General features: G+C 71.6%; 16 protein-coding genes. 13 read left to right on the top strand and 3 right to left on the bottom strand.

The window, feature by feature from the left end:
- Positions 1-45 precede the first annotated feature (45 nt).
- The 10 genes from BUB75_RS13030 to BUB75_RS13075 are packed head-to-tail and all read left to right on the top strand — an operon-like array spanning position 46 to position 9,894.
- Positions 46-321, top strand: a complete 276-nt coding sequence (locus tag BUB75_RS13030; protein ID WP_218617471.1) for a hypothetical protein — start codon at positions 46-48, stop codon at positions 319-321.
- Complete coding sequence (locus BUB75_RS13035) at positions 318-1,481, top strand: thiolase family protein (protein WP_073256439.1); 1,164 nt, start codon at positions 318-320, stop codon at positions 1,479-1,481. The genes BUB75_RS13030 and BUB75_RS13035 overlap by 4 nt, the downstream gene beginning before the upstream one ends.
- Complete coding sequence (locus BUB75_RS13040) at positions 1,478-1,930, top strand: OB-fold domain-containing protein (protein ID WP_073256441.1); 453 nt, start codon at positions 1,478-1,480, stop codon at positions 1,928-1,930. The genes BUB75_RS13035 and BUB75_RS13040 overlap by 4 nt, the downstream gene beginning before the upstream one ends.
- Positions 1,927-3,231 carry an aromatic ring-hydroxylating oxygenase subunit alpha gene (locus tag BUB75_RS13045; protein ID WP_073256444.1) on the top strand — a complete coding sequence of 435 codons (1,305 nt, stop codon included), beginning with the start codon at positions 1,927-1,929 and terminating at the stop codon, positions 3,229-3,231. The genes BUB75_RS13040 and BUB75_RS13045 overlap by 4 nt, the downstream gene beginning before the upstream one ends.
- Complete coding sequence (locus BUB75_RS13050; protein ID WP_073256447.1) at positions 3,231-3,740, top strand: aromatic-ring-hydroxylating dioxygenase subunit beta; 510 nt, start codon at positions 3,231-3,233, stop codon at positions 3,738-3,740. Before BUB75_RS13045 ends, BUB75_RS13050 begins: the two co-directional genes overlap by 1 nt.
- The gene (locus tag BUB75_RS13055) at positions 3,737-5,269 is read left to right on the top strand and encodes a class I adenylate-forming enzyme family protein (protein ID WP_073256450.1); all 1,533 of its coding nucleotides are present in this window, start codon (positions 3,737-3,739) and stop codon (positions 5,267-5,269) included. The genes BUB75_RS13050 and BUB75_RS13055 overlap by 4 nt, the downstream gene beginning before the upstream one ends.
- Positions 5,266-6,054: an enoyl-CoA hydratase/isomerase family protein gene (locus BUB75_RS13060; RefSeq protein WP_073256453.1), complete on the top strand. Its 789-nt coding sequence runs from the start codon at positions 5,266-5,268 to the stop codon at positions 6,052-6,054. The genes BUB75_RS13055 and BUB75_RS13060 overlap by 4 nt, the downstream gene beginning before the upstream one ends.
- Positions 6,051-7,235, top strand: coding sequence for a CaiB/BaiF CoA transferase family protein (locus BUB75_RS13065; protein WP_073256456.1), 1,185 nt, complete (start codon positions 6,051-6,053; stop codon positions 7,233-7,235). The genes BUB75_RS13060 and BUB75_RS13065 overlap by 4 nt, the downstream gene beginning before the upstream one ends.
- Positions 7,236-7,245: 10 nt before the next feature.
- Positions 7,246-8,400 carry an acyl-CoA dehydrogenase family protein gene (locus tag BUB75_RS13070; RefSeq protein ID WP_073256459.1) on the top strand — a complete coding sequence of 385 codons (1,155 nt, stop codon included), beginning with the start codon at positions 7,246-7,248 and terminating at the stop codon, positions 8,398-8,400.
- Positions 8,401-8,427: 27 nt separating this feature from the next.
- Positions 8,428-9,894: an aldehyde dehydrogenase gene (locus BUB75_RS13075; protein ID WP_073256462.1), complete on the top strand. Its 1,467-nt coding sequence runs from the start codon at positions 8,428-8,430 to the stop codon at positions 9,892-9,894.
- A 21-nt stretch (positions 9,895-9,915) separates the two neighbouring features.
- Here BUB75_RS13075 and BUB75_RS13080 read toward each other — a convergent pair whose 3' ends face one another.
- The 3 genes from BUB75_RS13080 to BUB75_RS13090 are packed head-to-tail and all read right to left on the bottom strand — an operon-like array spanning position 9,916 to position 13,258.
- Complete coding sequence (locus tag BUB75_RS13080) at positions 9,916-10,794, bottom strand: HTD2 family dehydratase (RefSeq protein ID WP_218617472.1); 879 nt, start codon at positions 10,792-10,794, stop codon at positions 9,916-9,918.
- Entirely contained in the window at positions 10,791-11,720 is a 930-nt protein-coding gene (locus BUB75_RS13085) for an LLM class F420-dependent oxidoreductase (protein ID WP_073256466.1), read from the bottom strand. Before BUB75_RS13085 ends, BUB75_RS13080 begins: the two co-directional genes overlap by 4 nt.
- Positions 11,720-13,258 (bottom strand): class I adenylate-forming enzyme family protein, encoded by a 1,539-nt coding sequence (locus BUB75_RS13090; protein WP_073256470.1) that lies wholly within the window; start codon positions 13,256-13,258, stop codon positions 11,720-11,722. Before BUB75_RS13090 ends, BUB75_RS13085 begins: the two co-directional genes overlap by 1 nt.
- A gap of 138 nt (positions 13,259-13,396) precedes the next feature.
- Here BUB75_RS13090 and BUB75_RS13095 point away from each other — a divergent pair, with 138 nt between their 5' ends.
- Genes BUB75_RS13095 through BUB75_RS13100 form a run of 3 tightly spaced genes read left to right on the top strand, consistent with a single transcriptional unit; the run spans position 13,397 to position 15,443 of the window.
- Positions 13,397-14,557 (top strand): acyl-CoA dehydrogenase family protein, encoded by a 1,161-nt coding sequence (locus BUB75_RS13095; protein ID WP_073256473.1) that lies wholly within the window; start codon positions 13,397-13,399, stop codon positions 14,555-14,557.
- A gap of 11 nt (positions 14,558-14,568) precedes the next feature.
- On the top strand, positions 14,569-15,231 hold the full coding sequence (locus BUB75_RS47630) for a hypothetical protein (protein WP_245806247.1): 663 nt from the start codon (positions 14,569-14,571) through the stop codon (positions 15,229-15,231).
- Positions 15,141-15,443 carry a DUF2889 domain-containing protein gene (locus tag BUB75_RS13100; protein ID WP_245806248.1) on the top strand — a complete coding sequence of 101 codons (303 nt, stop codon included), beginning with the start codon at positions 15,141-15,143 and terminating at the stop codon, positions 15,441-15,443. Before BUB75_RS47630 ends, BUB75_RS13100 begins: the two co-directional genes overlap by 91 nt.
- Positions 15,444-15,446: the final 3 nt, after the last annotated feature.

Here is a 15,446-nt window from a genome sequence, read left to right on the forward strand (position 1 = left end):
CCCCCGACCGTTGTTTCTGACACTGAGTTCACGTATAACGAGGACGTGGTCACCGTCGACAGTCACCTCCTGACGCCCGGGGAGGCCGCGCGCGCGGGCGGACGTGCGCGCGAACTCGCCGAGCTCCGCAACGAGTTCGGCTGGGTCCGGATTTCGCTCGACGAACGCGGAAACAGCCCTCGCCTGCAGATCACCGACGTCGAGACCGGCGCGACCATCCTGGTGTCCCCGTTGGAACTCGCCAGCCTCTGCCTCGCGACGGACGACGATCGGCTCGATTGGCTGCGGGTCGGCCACTACCGGGACGAGCGGCACCGATGACAGCCCGACGCTCCGCGCACCCGGCGATCATCGGCCTCGGTCTGACAGAGATGTCATTACGGCCCGGCGCATCGGCCGCAGAGCTGGCCGCCCAGGCTCTGCACTCCGCGATCACCGACGCCGACCTGGCACCCGCCCAGATCGACGGCCTGCTGGTCGGCTCGAGCCAGGGCGTCCGACCTGATCGTGTCGGCGTCACGCTCGCGGCGCAGGCCGGGCTGGGCGATCTGCGCCTGCTCGAACACGTCGAGATCAAAGGGGCCACGACCGTCGCCATGGTTCAGCGCGCGACCGACGCCGTCCGCGAAGGCCGCGCACGCTCGGTCGCGTGTGTGTTCGCCGATGCCCCGCTGCGGCCGACCGGAACTGCCGGCTCCACGTACGCGCACAGCGGTGGCACCAGCGGCGTCCGCGGTCTGGAGCGCGCCTCGGGCGTGCTCGGCTCGGTCCCGACCTACGCCCTGCTCGCCGCGCGCTGGCTATCGGTCACCGGCGGCTCCGCCGCCGACCTCTGTGCCGTCGCGGTCTCCGCACGCCAGTGGGCGGTGGGCAACCCGGCGGCTGTTCAGCGCCGGCCCCTGGGTGCCGACGCCTACTACGCCAGCCCGATGGTCTCCACACCACTCCGGCGGCTGGACTGCGCGCGCCCGGTGAACGGAGCGGCGGCGGTCGTGATCAGCGCCGAGCCCGCGGCCGCCGGCACCCCCGCGGTCCGCGTCCTGGGCACCGGCCGCGCCCACCCGATCCGCCGGCGCCGGGCCGGCGCCGAGTCCTGGTTCGGTGGTGGCCGAACCGCCGTCGACGACGCGCTGGCCGAGGCCGGACTGGAGCGCGGGGATCTCGACCTCCTGGAGCTCTACGACCCGTTCAGCGTCGTGACGCTCTGTCTGCTGGAGGAGTACGGGTTCTGCCCGCCGGGCCGCGCGGGCGCGATGGCGCGGGAGGGCGCACTCGCCCCCGGCGGTTCGCTCCCCACGAACACCGGCGGCGGTCAGCTCTCCGGCTTCTACCTGCAGGGCATGACGCCGCTGGTGGAGGCCGTCGTCCAACTCCGCGGCACCGGCGGCGCCCGCCAGGTGCCGGATGCCGGCACGGCGTTCGTCGGCGGGCTGGGCGGCCGCTCGGACCACCACGCCGCACTGATCCTGGAGGCGGCATGACCGCCACCTACCTGGACGAGGACTGGCTGCTCGTTCCCAAGCTGGCGCCGTCCACCACCGACGATCCACTGACCCCGCTCTACGCGGGCGCCGCCGCCGGCGCGCTGGTCCTGCCGTTCTGCCTCGCCTGCGACCTGCCGCTGGAGCTGGAGCAACGGGTCTGCGACGGCTGCGCCACCGCCGGCCCGGTCTGGAGGCAGGTCGAGCCCCGCGGCAGCGTCCACTCGGTCACGGTGGTCCACCGTCTGGAGCCCGGCCTGATCCGGACGACCGAGCCCTACCCGGTAGCCGACGTCGAGCTGCACAGCGGACACCGCCTGGTACTCGGCCCGCTGCACCCCACGAAGACAGCCCCGGCCATCGGTGACCCCGTGACGATCGGCTTCCGCCGACTCGGCGCGGTGGCCCTTCCGGCGTTCGCCCCCTCGGAGACGGAGGACTCCCCATGACCGAACTCCAGACGCGCCCCGCGCCACGGACGGGAGTGCGGGATCTCGTGCGACCCGACCGCGTGCACGGATCCGTGTACACGGATCCGGAGGTCTTCGAACTCGAACTCCAGCGGATCTACGGACAGGGCTGGGTCTTCGTCGCCCACGACAGCGAGGTCCCGGAGCCCGGCGACTACGTCACCCGCCGGATCGGCCGCGATCCGGTGATCGTCACCCGCAGCAAGGACGGGGACGTGCACGTGCTGGCCAACCGGTGCACACACCGCGGCAACCGGCTCTGCAACGCCGAGCGCGGCAACAGCACGACGTTCCGCTGCCCGTACCACGGCTGGACGTTCAAGAACGACGGCGCGCTGATCGGTATCCCGATGCGCAACGGCTACTCCGAGGAGTTCCTCGCCAAGCGGTCGGAGCTCGGCCTCGTGCCGCTCCCCCGCGTCGAGAGCTACCGGGGTTTCGTGTTCGCCTCGCTGGCCGGCGACGGCATCTCGCTGCGCGAGCACCTCGGCGCCGCCACCGGCGCCATCGACCGGCTGCTCGCGCTGTCCCCGAGCGGCACGCTCGACCTGCGGGCCGGCTGGATGAAGCATCGGCACTTCAGCAACTGGAAGATGGTCATCGAGAACAACGTCGACGGCTACCACGCGCTCTTCACCCACCAGTCGGTCTACGAGGCGGTCCGCGAGGCGAAGGTCTCGCACGTGCCGAGCAAGGTCGAGGTGTACGTCCGCGACCTGGGCGACGGCCACTCCGAGATCGACTACCTGCCCGAGTACTCCCGGCTCGACGAGGAGTTCGTCTGGTTCGGACGCGCGCCCCGTGCGAAGCTCCCCGGCTACGTCGCCGCGATGGAGGAGGCCTACGGCAGCGAGGCCACCCACCGGGCGTTCGTCGTCGGACCGCCGCACACGATGATCTTCCCGAACCTCTTCCTCGCCGAGATGAACATCATGTACGTCGAGCCGATCGGTCCCGGCGAGACCATCGCGTACACCACCCCCGCGCTGATCCCCGGCATACCGGAGATGAACAGCCGGATGCTGCGCCGGACCGAGGGCGCGATGGGCCCGGCCGGCTTCCTCATCGCCGACGACGGGGAGATCGGCGCCCGCAACCAGCTCGGCCTGGCCTCCCGCAACCCGGAGTGGATCCAGCTCGCGCGCGGCTTCACCACCGACGAGCGGGACGAGACCGGAACCGTCAACCACGACAAGAGCTCGGAGACGCCGCAGCGCGGGCTCTGGCACCACTGGGCGTCCGTGCTGGACGCCCCCGACGCGCAGACGGCAGGTGCGTAATGACCACACCGACCACGGCCGCCACCGGCGTCGACCCGGTCGTCCCCGTCGATCCGGTCGTTTTGGCGTTTCTCCACCGCGAGGCCCGCCTCGCCGACGAGGCCCGCTACTCCGAGTGGGAGCAGCTCTGGGACGACGAGGCCCGCTACTGGGTGCCGATGTCCGAGAACGCCGACCCCGAGCGAGACCTGTCCTACATCTACGACAACCGGCGACGGCTCCGCAGCCGCGTCGCCCAGCTCAACACCGGTTCCCGGCACTCCCAGACACCGCCGTCGAAGATGCGCCGGCTGCTCACGAACACCGAGCTGCTCGACCGGGACAGCGACACGGTCACCGTGGGCTCGAACTTCGTGCTCTACGAGTACCGGTACGGGATGACGACCTGGGCGGGCCGCGTGATCCACCGGATCGTCCTGGACCCGGAGCGCGGACCGCGGCTGCGGGAGAAGACCGTGCACCTCGTCAACGCCGGCGATCCGCTTCCCACGCTGGCGTTCCTGCTATGAGCCGGGCGCTGTGGCAGCTGGTCGAGGAGAGGGCGGACGCGACACCGGATGCCCGCGTCGCCGTCGACGAGCACCGCCGGACACTGACGTTCGAGCAGCTGCGCGACGAGGCCGAACGCACCGCCGCCGGGCTGCTCGCCCATGGCGTGCGCCCCAGTGACCTGGTCTCGTGGCAGCTGCCCACCGCGCTCGACACGATCGTCTTCACGCTCGCGCTCGCCCGGCTCGGCGCGGTACAGAATCCGCTGGTCATGATGCTCCGCGAGCGCGATCTCGGGTTCATCTGCCGGCAGGCCCGGACGCGCTGGCTGGCGGTGCCGGGCGAGTTCCGCGGCACCGATCACGAGGCGATGGCGAAGGCGGTCGTCACCGGCGTACCCGGCGCGGAGGTCCTGCCGCTGGCCGACGGCCTGCCGACGGGTGATCCGGCGACGCTCCCGCCGCCCCCGTCGGACGGATCCGACGTGCGGTGGATCTTCTACACCTCGGGGACGACGGCCGACCCCAAAGGCGCCAAGCACACCGACGCCGGACTGACCGCGGCCTCCCGGACATTCTGCGATCATCTCGCGCTGCGCCCGGAGGACGTGACCGCGACGCTCTTACCGCTGGCGCACGTCGGCGGCGTCGCACACCTCCTCAGCGCCCTCCAGGCCGGGAGCAGCCTGATCACCAGCGCGGTGTTCGACCCGGAGTCCACCCCGGACCTCCTCGCCGAGCAGGGCGTGACGCTCGTCGGCTCGGGCCTTCCGTTCATCCAGGTCTACCTCGCCCGGCAGCGCCTGCACCCGGATCGCCCGCTGTTCCCCCTCGCCCGGGTGACGCTCTGCGGCGGATCGCCGCGCCCGGCGTCGCTACACGAGACGGTCCGACGTGAACTCGGTGGCGTCGGTGTGGTCTCCGGCTACGGGATGACCGAGTGTCCGTACCTGACCTGGGGGCACTGGGACGACTCCGATGCCGCTCACGCCACCTCCGAGGGCAACGCGGGCGCGGGAGGCGAGGTCGTCGTCGTCCGGCCCGACGGAACTCACGCGGGCCCCGGTGAGATCGGCGAGCTCCGCGTTCGGGGGCCCCAGCTGATGCGCGGGTACGTCGACTCCGCACTGGACGCCGACGCGTTCGACGAGAACGGCTACTTCCGCTCCGGCGACCTCGGATTCCGCGACGAACGCGGCTACGTGACCGTGACCGGCCGACTCAAAGACATCATCATCCGCAAGATGGAGAACATCTCCGCGCGGGAGCTCGAAGAGCTCCTGATCGGCCACCCGCGGGTGGCCGACGTGGCGGTGATCGGCCTGCCTGATCCGGAGACCGGCGAACGGGTCTGCGCGGTCGTGGTGCCGGTCTCCGCTGAGGATCCGCCGGATCTCACCGGCCTCTGCGATCACCTGCTCGACCACGGCCTGAGCACCCGCAAGCTGCCCGAGCAGCTCGAGCTCGTCGGTGCGCTGCCCCGCAACGCCATGGGCAAGGTCGTCAAGCGCGACCTGACCGCACGCTACCGGATCCAGGAGACCCGATGACCAGTAGTGAACCCACGACGATCGACGTCGAGGTCGCCAAGCACATCGCCACCGTGACGCTGAACCGGCCCGACCGGATGAACGCGTTCAACCGGCTGATGACCGAGGAGATCGCGGAGTTCTGGCAGCGAGCCCGCGACGACGACGACATCCACGTCGTCGTGCTGCGCGCCGCCGGCGACCGCGCGTTCTGCACCGGCCTCGACATGGTCGACGGTCCGTGGTGGCACGACCAGAACGTGTGGAACCAGCAGGACCCGGGCGTCCTGCTCGGCCCCAAGCAGCACAAGGTCTGGAAGCCGGTCATCGCCGCGGTCCAGGGCATGGCGGCCGGCGGCGGCATGTACTTCCTCAACGAGGCCGACATCATCGTCTGCTCGGAGGACGCCACGTTCTTCGACCCGCACGCCAACGGCGGCATGGTCTCGGCCCTGGAACCGGTCGGCCTGCTCCGTCGGGGGGTGCCGTTGGGTGACGTCTTGCGCTGGGCCCTGCTCGGCAACGAGGAGCGCATCACCGCCGACACCGCGCTCCGCCTGGGCCTGGTCACCGAGGTCGTGGCCCGGGACCAGCTCTGGCCCACCGCCCAGCAGCTCGCCGAAGAGATCGCCGGACGGCGGCCCGAAGCCATCCAGGGCACCGTGCGGGCGATCTGGGAGGCGCTCGACGAGCCGCTGTCGCTCTCCCAGCGGCACGGCCTGTCGTACGCGACGATCGGCAACCGCGGCCGCGAGACCATGCCCCCGCGCGACAAGTCGACCCGCCCGGACAGGCGCTTCCGGTGAGCGGCCGGCCGCTCGACGGCGTCACGGTCGTGAGCCTCGAGCAGGCCGTCGCGGCCCCGTTCGCGACACGTCAGCTGGCCGATCTGGGCGCCCGCGTGATCAAGGTCGAGCGGCCCGGCGCGGGCGACTTCGCCCGCGCCTACGACGAAACCGTCCACGGGCTGTCCAGCTACTTCGTCTGGCTCAACCGGTCCAAGGAATCGCTGACGCTGGACCTGAAGGCTCCGGCGGGCCGGGAGATCCTCACCGAATTGCTCAGCGGCGCCGACGTCTTCGTGCAGAACCTCGCGCCGGGGGCGACCGCCCGGCTGGGCCTGGCCGCCGACGACCTCACCGAGCGGTTTCCCCGGCTGGTGGTCTGCGAGATCAGCGGGTTCGGCGCCGACGGGCCGTGGGCCGACCGCAAGGCGTACGACCTGCTCGTGCAGGCGGAGACCGGCCTGATGTCGCTCACCGGTACGCCCGACACGATGGCCAAGGTCGGGATCTCGGTCGCCGACATCGCCGCCGGGATGTACGCCTACTCCGGCGTGCTCGCCGCCCTGTTGCAGCGGACGACGTCCGGCCGCGCGCCAGTCGTCCGGGTCTCGCTGTTCGAGGCGCTCGCCGAGTGGATGGGCGCGCCGATGTACTACACGGAGCACAGTGGCCGGTCACCCCGGCGGGTCGGCAGCGAGCACGCGACGATCTCCCCGTACGGGCCGTACGCCACGGCCGGCGGCGATCAGCTCGTGGTCGCGGTCCAGAACGACCGGGAGTGGGCGCGGTTCTGCGTCAACGTGCTGGCCGACCCCTCAGTGGCCGACGACCCGCGGTTCGCGCGGAACTCCGCGCGGGTCGCGCACCGGGCCGAGCTCAACGCGCTGCTCGCGGCCCGACTGGCGGTGCTCGCGGCGGACGAGGCTGCCGACCTCCTCGACGCCGCCGGGATCGCCAACGCGCGATTGCGCAGCACAGCGGAGTTCCTGGACCATCCCGTCCTGGCCGGACGCAATCGGTGGCGGGACGTCGGCACACCCGGCGGCAACGTGCGGGCGCTGCTGCCGCCGGCCGATCTCACCGGTATCGCGCCCCGGATGGACGCCGTCCCGGCCGTCGGCGAGCACACCGACACCATCCTCCGCCTGCTGGGCAGGGACCCCGGCGACATCGAGAAGCTGCGCGCCGACGGCGTCGTGTGAACGGAGAAGCATGACCGAGTTGAGCATCGAGGAGCAGGCCGTCGTCGAGACGGTTCGCGACTTCGTCGAGCGTGACGTCCGGCCGGTCGTGGCGCAGCTGGAACACGCGAACGAGTACCCGGAGAAGCTCATCGAGCAGATGAAGCAGCTCGGGGTCTACGGGCTCGCGATCCCCGAGCCGTGGGGCGAGGCAGCGGTCTCCACGCCCTGCTACGTCGGCGTCACCGAGGAACTGGCGCGCGGGTGGATGAGCCTGGCCGGTGCGATGGGCGGGCACACCGTCGTCGCCAAGCTGCTCCTGGCGTTCGGCACTCGTGAGCAGCAAGACCGGTACCTACCGGGCATGGCCACCGGCGCGATCCGCGCCACGATGGCGCTGACCGAGCCGGGCGGCGGTTCGGACCTACAGGCGCTGACCACGGTCGCCCGGCGCGACGGCGACGAGTACGTCGTCGACGGGGCGAAGACCTGGATCAGCAACGCCCGTCGCTCGCAGCTGATCGCCCTGCTGTGCAAGACCGACCCGGCCGCGGAACCGCGTCACCGCGGTGTCTCTATCCTGCTGATCGAGCCCGGACCGGGTCTGGAGATCTCCCGGGACCTGCCGAAACTCGGCTACAAGGGCGTCGAGTCCTGCGAGCTGTCGTTCAGCGGCTACCGCGCTCCGGTCACCTCACTGCTGGGCACCGAGGAGGGCCGCGGCTTCGCCCAGATGATGAAGGGCCTGGAGATCGGTCGCATCCAGGTGGCCTCCCGGGCGCTGGGTGTCGGCCGCGCCGCGTTCGACGACGCGCTGCGCTACGCCCAGGAGCGGGAGACGTTCGGCAAGCCGATCTGGCAGCACCAATCGATCGGCAACTACCTCGCCGACATGGCCACCAAGCTGACGGCCGCCCGCCAGCTCACGTTGCACGCCGCCCGCCGGTACGACGCCGGTGAACGCGCGGACATGGAAGCCGGGATGGCCAAGCTGTTCGCGTCCGAGACCGCGATGGAGATCGCACTGAACGCCGTCCGCATCCACGGCGGCTACGGCTACTCCACCGAGTTCGACGTCGAGCGCTACTTCCGCGACGCCCCGCTGATGATCGTCGGCGAGGGCACGAACGAGATCCAGCGCAACGTCATCGCGTCCCAGCTGGTCAAACGCGGCGGGCTCGACTGACCACCCGCACGAGAGAGGCCGGATCGCATGGAACAGTTCTCGCTCTACATCGACGGCAAGGCGCGGGCCTCGGACTCCGGCCGGACGTACGAGACGCTCGACCCGTACACCGGGAAGCCCTGGGCCGAGGTCGCGGACGGCACCGCGCAGGACGTCGACCGCGCGGTGGCCGCGGCCCGCGCCGCGCTCACCGGACCCTGGGGTGAACTGACGCCACCCGAGCGCGGCGCACTGCTGCACCGGCTGGCCGGTCTGATCACCCGGGACGCCGACCGACTCGCCGAGATCGAGGTCCGCGACGGCGGCAAGCTCCTGCGGGAGATGTCCGGCCAGGCCAAGGGCCTCGCGTCCTGGTACACGTACTACGCCGGCATGGCCGACAAGCTCCAGGGCGACGTTATCCCGACCGGCAAATCGAACTACCTCGTCTACACCCGGCACGAGCCGGTCGGGGTCGTCGCGGCGATTACGCCGTGGAACTCGCCCCTGCTGCTGCTGACGTGGAAGCTGGCGCCCGCGCTCGCGGCCGGCTGCACGGTCGTCGTCAAACCGAGCGACTACACGCCGGCCTCGACGGTCGCACTGGCCGAGTTGCTCACCGAGGCAGGCTTCCCGCCCGGCGTCTTCAACGTCGTCACCGGCTGGGGACCGGCCACCGGCAAGGCGCTCTCCGCGCACCCGGGCGTCGACAAGATCGCGTTCACCGGTTCGACCGAGACCGGTAAGGCCATCGCGCACGCCGCGGCCGACCACATCACCCGGGTGTCGCTGGAGCTGGGCGGCAAGTCCGCGCAGGTGGTCTTCGCCGACGCCGACCTCGACGCGGCCGCGAGCGGTCTGATCGCCGGCGTGTTCGCCGCCACCGGGCAGACCTGCCTGGCCGGCTCCCGGCTGCTGGTCGAGGCGTCGGTTGCCGACGCCCTGGTCGCCCGGATCGTGGACCGCGCCAACCGGATCGTGATCGGCGATCCGCGCGCGCCGGAGACCGAGATGGGGCCGCTGGCCAACGACCGGCAGCTCGCGGTGGTGCTCGACCACTTCCGTGCGGCCCGTGAGGAAGGCGCCACGATCGCCTGCGGCGGCGAGCCGGTCGAGGAGCTCGGCGGCTACTTCGTCCGCCCGACCGTCCTGACCGACCTACGGCCGGACGCGCGGGCGATCACCGAGGAGATCTTCGGGCCGGTGCTCGCGGTCAGCACGTTCGAGACCGAGGACGAGGCAGTGCGGCTCGCGAACGGCACGCCGTTCGGGCTGGCCGGTTCGGTGTGGACGAAGGACGTGCACCGGGCGCACCGGGTAGCCGCTCGGCTGCGCGCCGGCACGGTCTGGGTCAACGCGTACCGGGCGGTGGCGCCACAGGTCCCGTTCGGCGGGATGGGACTGTCCGGCATCGGGCGCGAGAGCGGCATCGACGCGGTGCGCGACTACACCGAGACGAAAGCGGTCTGGGTGGAGCTGTCCGGCGAGTCCCGGGACCCGTTCACGCTCGGCTGACGTCTCGGCACCGGCGACGTCTCAGCGGTACGTGACCTCGCCGGTGACCGCGTCCGGCGCCCGACCGGCCCCGGCTCGTAGCACCGCGCGGTCGTTCTCCGGTTCGCCGCGGACCTCGACGAGGTCGGTCTCGAACAGCGGTCGGCGGGCACGCCAGCGGAACGTCTCCACCGCGCGGTCCGGCGCGAACCGGCGAGGCGGCTCCAGGAGCAGCAGAGCCAGGAGCGGACCGTGGACGACCAGTCCGGCGTGGCCCTCGACACCGGTCGCGTACGGCCGGTCATAGTGGATGCGGTGCGCGTTCGAGGTGAGCGCGCTGAACCGGAATAGCAGGACGGGGTCGGGCGTCAGGGTGAACTGCCAGGGCGCCGCCGGAACGGCTCCACCCGGCTGCGGCGGCACAGCCGGGTTCACCACGTCCTCGGGCCGCCGATAGACGAGATCCTGCTCCTCGACGAGCCGGACGTCGTCGGCCACTGCGAACTCGTGGCGGACGGTCACCAGCAGGAGCCAGCCCGATCCGCCCTCCCGAGTGCGCACCGAGGCCAGGGACGAGCGCCTGGTCACGGTCTCGCCGCACCGGAGTGGGGCGGTGACGGACAGGCGACCACCGCCGAACATGCGGCGGCGTTCCGGCAGGGGTGGGGTGAAGGCCGCGTCGGCCGGGTGGCCGTCGGCACCGAGCGCGGACTGCGGATAGACCGACGGGAACAGGAACCAGTGCCACAGCGGCGGGAGCGGATCGCCCGCCGCGGTCACCGGGCTCGGCTCGTCGAGGAGCGCGGCGAACGTCGAGGCCGGCAACGCCGTGACCGTATCCGTCGTCTCCACCGGCCCCGGACGCCACTCCTCGGCTGCCACCCGGAACGCTTCCGGCGCGGCCTGGGCGTCAGAGCTCACGCCGTGCTCCCGCGCGCGGGGTCGAGGAGCAGCTCGCTGACGACGCCGAGGTCACGGCGGAAGTCTTCCAGACTGCGGCTGGTCGGCTCGACCGTGATCCAGGTGACCCCGGCCTCGGCGTAGGCGTCCAGCCGCCGCCGAACCGACTCGGCATAGTCGGTCATCGTTCCGCGCACCAGCCCGGCCTGCTCGAACGGCGCGAACCCGACGTCCATCGGCTCCCGCCCGAGGGCCGCCCGGCGTTTCTGCGCGTCGGCGATCTGGACGCCGAGCTTCGCCACGTCCTCCAACGGCGGCGTGCCGGTGATCTCGGCGACCTCGCGTGACTGACCCATCGGGATCCAGCCGTCGGCCAGCTCCACCGCCCGTCGCCGCGCGGCCGCACTGTTGCCGCCGATCCAGATCGGCGGCCCGCCCTGCTGGACGGCCGCCGGCAGCATCTCGTGCCCGGTCGCGGCGAACCGCGGACCGGGGTGGTCGGTACCGGTCCACGCCGCGCGCATGGCCGGGATGGCCGCCTCCAGCGTGGGCCCGCGCCCGGCGAAGTCGGCGCCGAGCACGTCGAACTCCGACTCCAGGTATCCGGCGCCCATTCCGACGATCGTCCGGCCCCGGGAGAGCGTGTCGAGGCTGGCGATCGCCTTCGCCGCCAGGTACGGGTTCCGGTATCCGCCGACCAGGACGTAGGTCATCACGCGGAGACGCGTGGTCACGGCCGCCATGTAGCTGAGCGAGACGAACGGGTCGAACGAGTGGTGCCCGCCGCCCGCGAGCCAGGTCTTGTCCGGGTATGGGTGGTCGCTCATCGCGATCGCGTCGAATCCGGCGTCCTCCACCAGACGGGCGACGGTGCTGAGGTCGGCGTCGCCGCGCCAGCGCTCGTAGTGCTTCACCGCGCGCATCGGGAACATCAACGTGAAGTGCATCAGGAGGCTCCCAGCTCGGCCCGGAGTTCGCGCTTGAGTACCTTGCCTGCCGGGCCGAGCGGCAGCCGGTCGCGGAACACGTATCGGCGGGGCTGCTTGTACCCGCCGAGCTGATCGCGGCACTGGGTGCGGAGCTCCTGCTCGAAGCGCGCCCGGTCGCTGACCGCCGCGGTCGGCACGATCACCGCGACCGGCGTCTCGCCCCACTCCGGGTCGGGAACGCCGACGACCGCCACCAGGTCGACGCCTGCGTTCTTGCCGAGCACCCGCTCGATCTCGGCCGGGTACACGTTGAACCCGCCGGAGATGATCATGTCGGTGCGGCGCCCGGCGATGTGCAGATAACCGTCCTCGTCCAGGCGGCCGAGGTCACCGGACCACAGCCCGTCCGGCCGGAACGTCTTCGCGGTCTGCCCCGGGTTGTTCCAGTAGCCGCGCGCGACCGAGTCGGCCCGGATGACGATCTCCCCCACCTCGCCGACCGGCAGCTCCTGGCCGTCGTCGCCGACGATGCGGATCTCGGCGTGCGGGGTCTCCCGTCCGCAGGAGGTGAGCAGCGACGGGTGTCCTGCGACCGCCCGCCGGTGGTCGGCCGGCGTCAGAATCGTCACCTGTCCCCCGGCCTCGGTGAGTCCGTACCGCTGTTGCAGGTCGCAGCCGAGCAGCTCCATCGCGCGCTCGGCCATGCCGACCGGTACCGGCGCCGAGCCGTAGCTGATCCGGCGCAGGCTGGAGACGTCCCGGGGCGGACCCTCCTCCAGCAGGCGCAGCGCCCGGTGCAGCATCGTCGGGATGAACGTGGTGAACGTGACGCGACTGCGCTCGATCTCGGCCAGCACGGCCTCGGCGTCGAACCGGGGATGGATGACCATCGACTGCCCCAGGTAGAGCCAGGACAACGTGCGCACCATGCCACCCGCCGTGAAGAACGGCGTGGTGGCGAGCATGACGTCGGAGTGGCGCGCCTCGGTGGAGATCGTGGTGTCGAAGACCTGGGCGAGCATGCCGCGGTGCTCGTTCACCACACCCTTGGAGCGCCCGGTGGTCCCGCTCGTATAGAGGATGAACTGCACGTCCGAGGGCGTCAGCGTGGACGGCGTCGGGTCGGTGGCACGCCCCTTCGCCAGGGCGTCCTCGTAGTCCTCGCCGGCCTCGCGCCCGGAGATCTCGAGCAGGAAGTCCAGCCCGGACAGCGTCGCACCGTGGTTCTCGACCTGATCGGTGTGCACGATCGCGGCCCGCGCGCCGGAATCACCGAGGACGTGGGACACCTCGTCGGCGGACTGCCGGACGTTGAGCGGGACCAGCACGAGACCCGCCTTCGCGAGACCGAACACCATCTCCGGCCATTCCAGGCAGTTGCGGGCGGACACCGCCACCCGGTCGCCCGGTGCCAGGCCCCGGTCGAGCAGGTGGCTGGCGAGCCGGTTGGCGCGGTCGTCGAGCGCACCCCAGGTGAGGCTCGTGTCCCCGGACACCAGGGCGGTCTTCGTGGGATAACGCCGGGCGTTCCGGCGGGGGATGTCACCGACCAGCATGAGACCTCGAAGGCGTCGGGGAGCGTTCTCCAGTGAACAGATGCGCGTTCTTCCTATCGTAGACGCACCGTCAGAACTAGTCTGACAGTTAGAGGGTATCGGCAGTCGAAACGGAGGAACCCGGTGTCAGACGAAGCCATGCCGACCGGGGCCTGGGAACTACCCGAGGAGTTCCGGGACCTCCAGGACACCGTCCGCCGGTTCGTCACCGCCGACGTGCGTCCGCTGGAGGAGAAGCTCGACCACGACGCGGCGGGTCTGCCGCCGGACCTGCTCGCGCCGCTCCAGGCGAAGGCGCGGGAGATGGGGCTGTGGGCGCTCCAGACGCCGGTCGAGTACGGCGGTGCGGGGCTGAGCGTCCTCGGCCAGGTCGTGGTGGCCGAGGAGGCCGCTAAGTGCCGGATGGGCGCGTTCTTCCCGGCCGGCGGCGCGTTCGGCGGCAACCCGCCGAGCGTGCTGTTCCGGGCGTCGCCCGAGCAGTTCGACCGCTGGGGCCGGCCGATCGTCGAGGGCCGGGCGGGCAAGGCGTACACCGCGATCAGCGAGGCGTCCGGCGGTTCGGATCCGGCGCGGGCGATCCGGTGCCGGGCCGAGCGCCGCGGCGACCACTACGTCCTCAACGGCACGAAGGTGTGGACCAGCCACGCCGCAACCGCCGACTGGGGCGTCGTCTACGCGCGTACCGGCGCTCCGGACGACCGGGGCGGGATCAGCTGTTTCGTCGTCGAGCGCGATACCCCAGGGCTGACGATCACACCGATCGGCGTGATGAACTCCTTCTCCCCCTCCGAGCTGCATTTTCAGGATGCGTCGATTCCGGTGGGAAACCGGATCGGCGCGGAGGGATCCGGCTTCGGCATGGCGTCGGACTTCCTGGTCCACGGCCGGATCCTCTACGGGGCAGGCCCGGTCGGGATCGCCCAGTACGCGCTGGAGATGACGATCGAGTGGGCGAAGGAGCGTGCCGTGTTCGGCGGCCGGCTCGCCGACAAGCAGGGCATCCAGTGGATGCTCGCCGACAGCGAGATCGAGCTGCGCGCCGCGCGCCTGCTGATCTACCAGGCGGCCTGGAACGCCGACCTCGGCCAGGACGTCCGGGTCGACGCCTCGGTCGCGAAGCTCTACAGCACCGAGGCCGCGTTCCGAGTGGTCGACCGCTGCGTACAGATCTTCGGTGCGCTCGGGCTCTCCCAGGAGATGCCGCTGGAGCGGTGGCTACGCGACCTGCGCGTCAAGCGACTGGGCGAGGGCGCCACCGAGGTGCAGCGCCACGTCGTCGCGCGCGCCCTGCTGCGATAGTGGTGGTCACGATGGCGGCAGGCGCGGTTCGGCGGATCAGCACGGTCGACATGCTCCGCCCCGGCGGACTGGGCGATCCCCGACTGGTGATCACGGCCCAGGCGCAGGACCTCGGCGCTGACAGCGGTGTGGTGGACAGTGCCCGCCTCACCGCCGAGGTGCGCTACGACGCCGGCCGGGAGCTGACCGCGCTGCGGACCGAGCCCCCAGTCCCGGACGCGCTGGTGGGCCTGGCCGTGGCGAGCGGGTTCCGGGCGGCGGCGGCCCCGCTGGCAGATCCGGGTAGCGTCCTCGGCCTCCTGCTCGACGAGTTGCCGGTCGCGCTCGTCATCGCTGGGTACGCCCATGCGCTCACCCGTGAGCTGCCCCCGGGCGCCGGTCGCTACCGCCCTCCGCTGGGCCTGTGCTCGGGTTGGCGGGAGGACGGCACGATGGCGGCCGCGGTGTCCGGTGGCGAGCCGGTCCCGCTCCGGCCCGGCCCACCTGCGCCGCCCGCCGACGGCGTACCGCTGTCCCCCTCGGGATGCGACGCCGGCGCCGGATCGACGTCCGCCGAGACGACGATCGGGTGGACGGCCGCGCGATGTTCCGGGACACCTACGCCGACCCGGACGGCCTGGAGACCGTGCTGCACGAGTACGAACTGTCCGCGACTCTGGACGCCGCCACGCTGACCGTGCAACAGATCGAGGCCGTTCCCCGGGTGCTACCCGCGCCCGAGTGTCCGTGGGCCGCGGCGAGCGCGAGCCGACTCGTCGGCGTTCCGGTGATCGAGTTGCGCCAGAGGGTGGGCCGGGAACTCCGGGGCACCGCCACCTGCACCCACCTCAACGACCTGCTCCGTTCGCTGGCCGGTATCCCGGCCCTGCTCGCCCACCTCGGCTGACGC

Origin of the sequence: Cryptosporangium aurantiacum, assembly GCF_900143005.1 — a bacterium.
GTDB classification, from domain to species: Bacteria; Actinomycetota; Actinomycetes; order Mycobacteriales; family Cryptosporangiaceae; genus Cryptosporangium; species Cryptosporangium aurantiacum.

Bases quoted from the DNA above. Each gene is read 5' to 3' on its own strand.
- BUB75_RS13095 (WP_073256473.1), top strand. From the start codon at position 13,397: ATGCCGACCGGGGCCTGGGAACTACCCGAGGAGTTCCGGGACCTCCAG.
- BUB75_RS13100 (WP_245806248.1), top strand. From the start codon at position 15,141: ATGTTCCGGGACACCTACGCCGACCCGGACGGCCTGGAGACCGTGCTG.
- BUB75_RS13055 (WP_073256450.1), top strand. From the start codon at position 3,737: ATGAGCCGGGCGCTGTGGCAGCTGGTCGAGGAGAGGGCGGACGCGACA.
- BUB75_RS47630 (WP_245806247.1), top strand. From the start codon at position 14,569: ATGGCGGCAGGCGCGGTTCGGCGGATCAGCACGGTCGACATGCTCCGC.
- BUB75_RS13045 (WP_073256444.1), top strand. From the start codon at position 1,927: ATGACCGAACTCCAGACGCGCCCCGCGCCACGGACGGGAGTGCGGGAT.
- BUB75_RS13035 (WP_073256439.1), top strand. From the start codon at position 318: ATGACAGCCCGACGCTCCGCGCACCCGGCGATCATCGGCCTCGGTCTG.
- BUB75_RS13070 (WP_073256459.1), top strand. From the start codon at position 7,246: ATGACCGAGTTGAGCATCGAGGAGCAGGCCGTCGTCGAGACGGTTCGC.
- BUB75_RS13085 (WP_073256466.1), bottom strand. From the start codon at position 11,720: ATGCACTTCACGTTGATGTTCCCGATGCGCGCGGTGAAGCACTACGAG.
- BUB75_RS13040 (WP_073256441.1), top strand. From the start codon at position 1,478: ATGACCGCCACCTACCTGGACGAGGACTGGCTGCTCGTTCCCAAGCTG.
- BUB75_RS13060 (WP_073256453.1), top strand. From the start codon at position 5,266: ATGACCAGTAGTGAACCCACGACGATCGACGTCGAGGTCGCCAAGCAC.
- BUB75_RS13050 (WP_073256447.1), top strand. From the start codon at position 3,231: ATGACCACACCGACCACGGCCGCCACCGGCGTCGACCCGGTCGTCCCC.
- BUB75_RS13075 (WP_073256462.1), top strand. From the start codon at position 8,428: ATGGAACAGTTCTCGCTCTACATCGACGGCAAGGCGCGGGCCTCGGAC.
- BUB75_RS13090 (WP_073256470.1), bottom strand. From the start codon at position 13,258: ATGCTGGTCGGTGACATCCCCCGCCGGAACGCCCGGCGTTATCCCACG.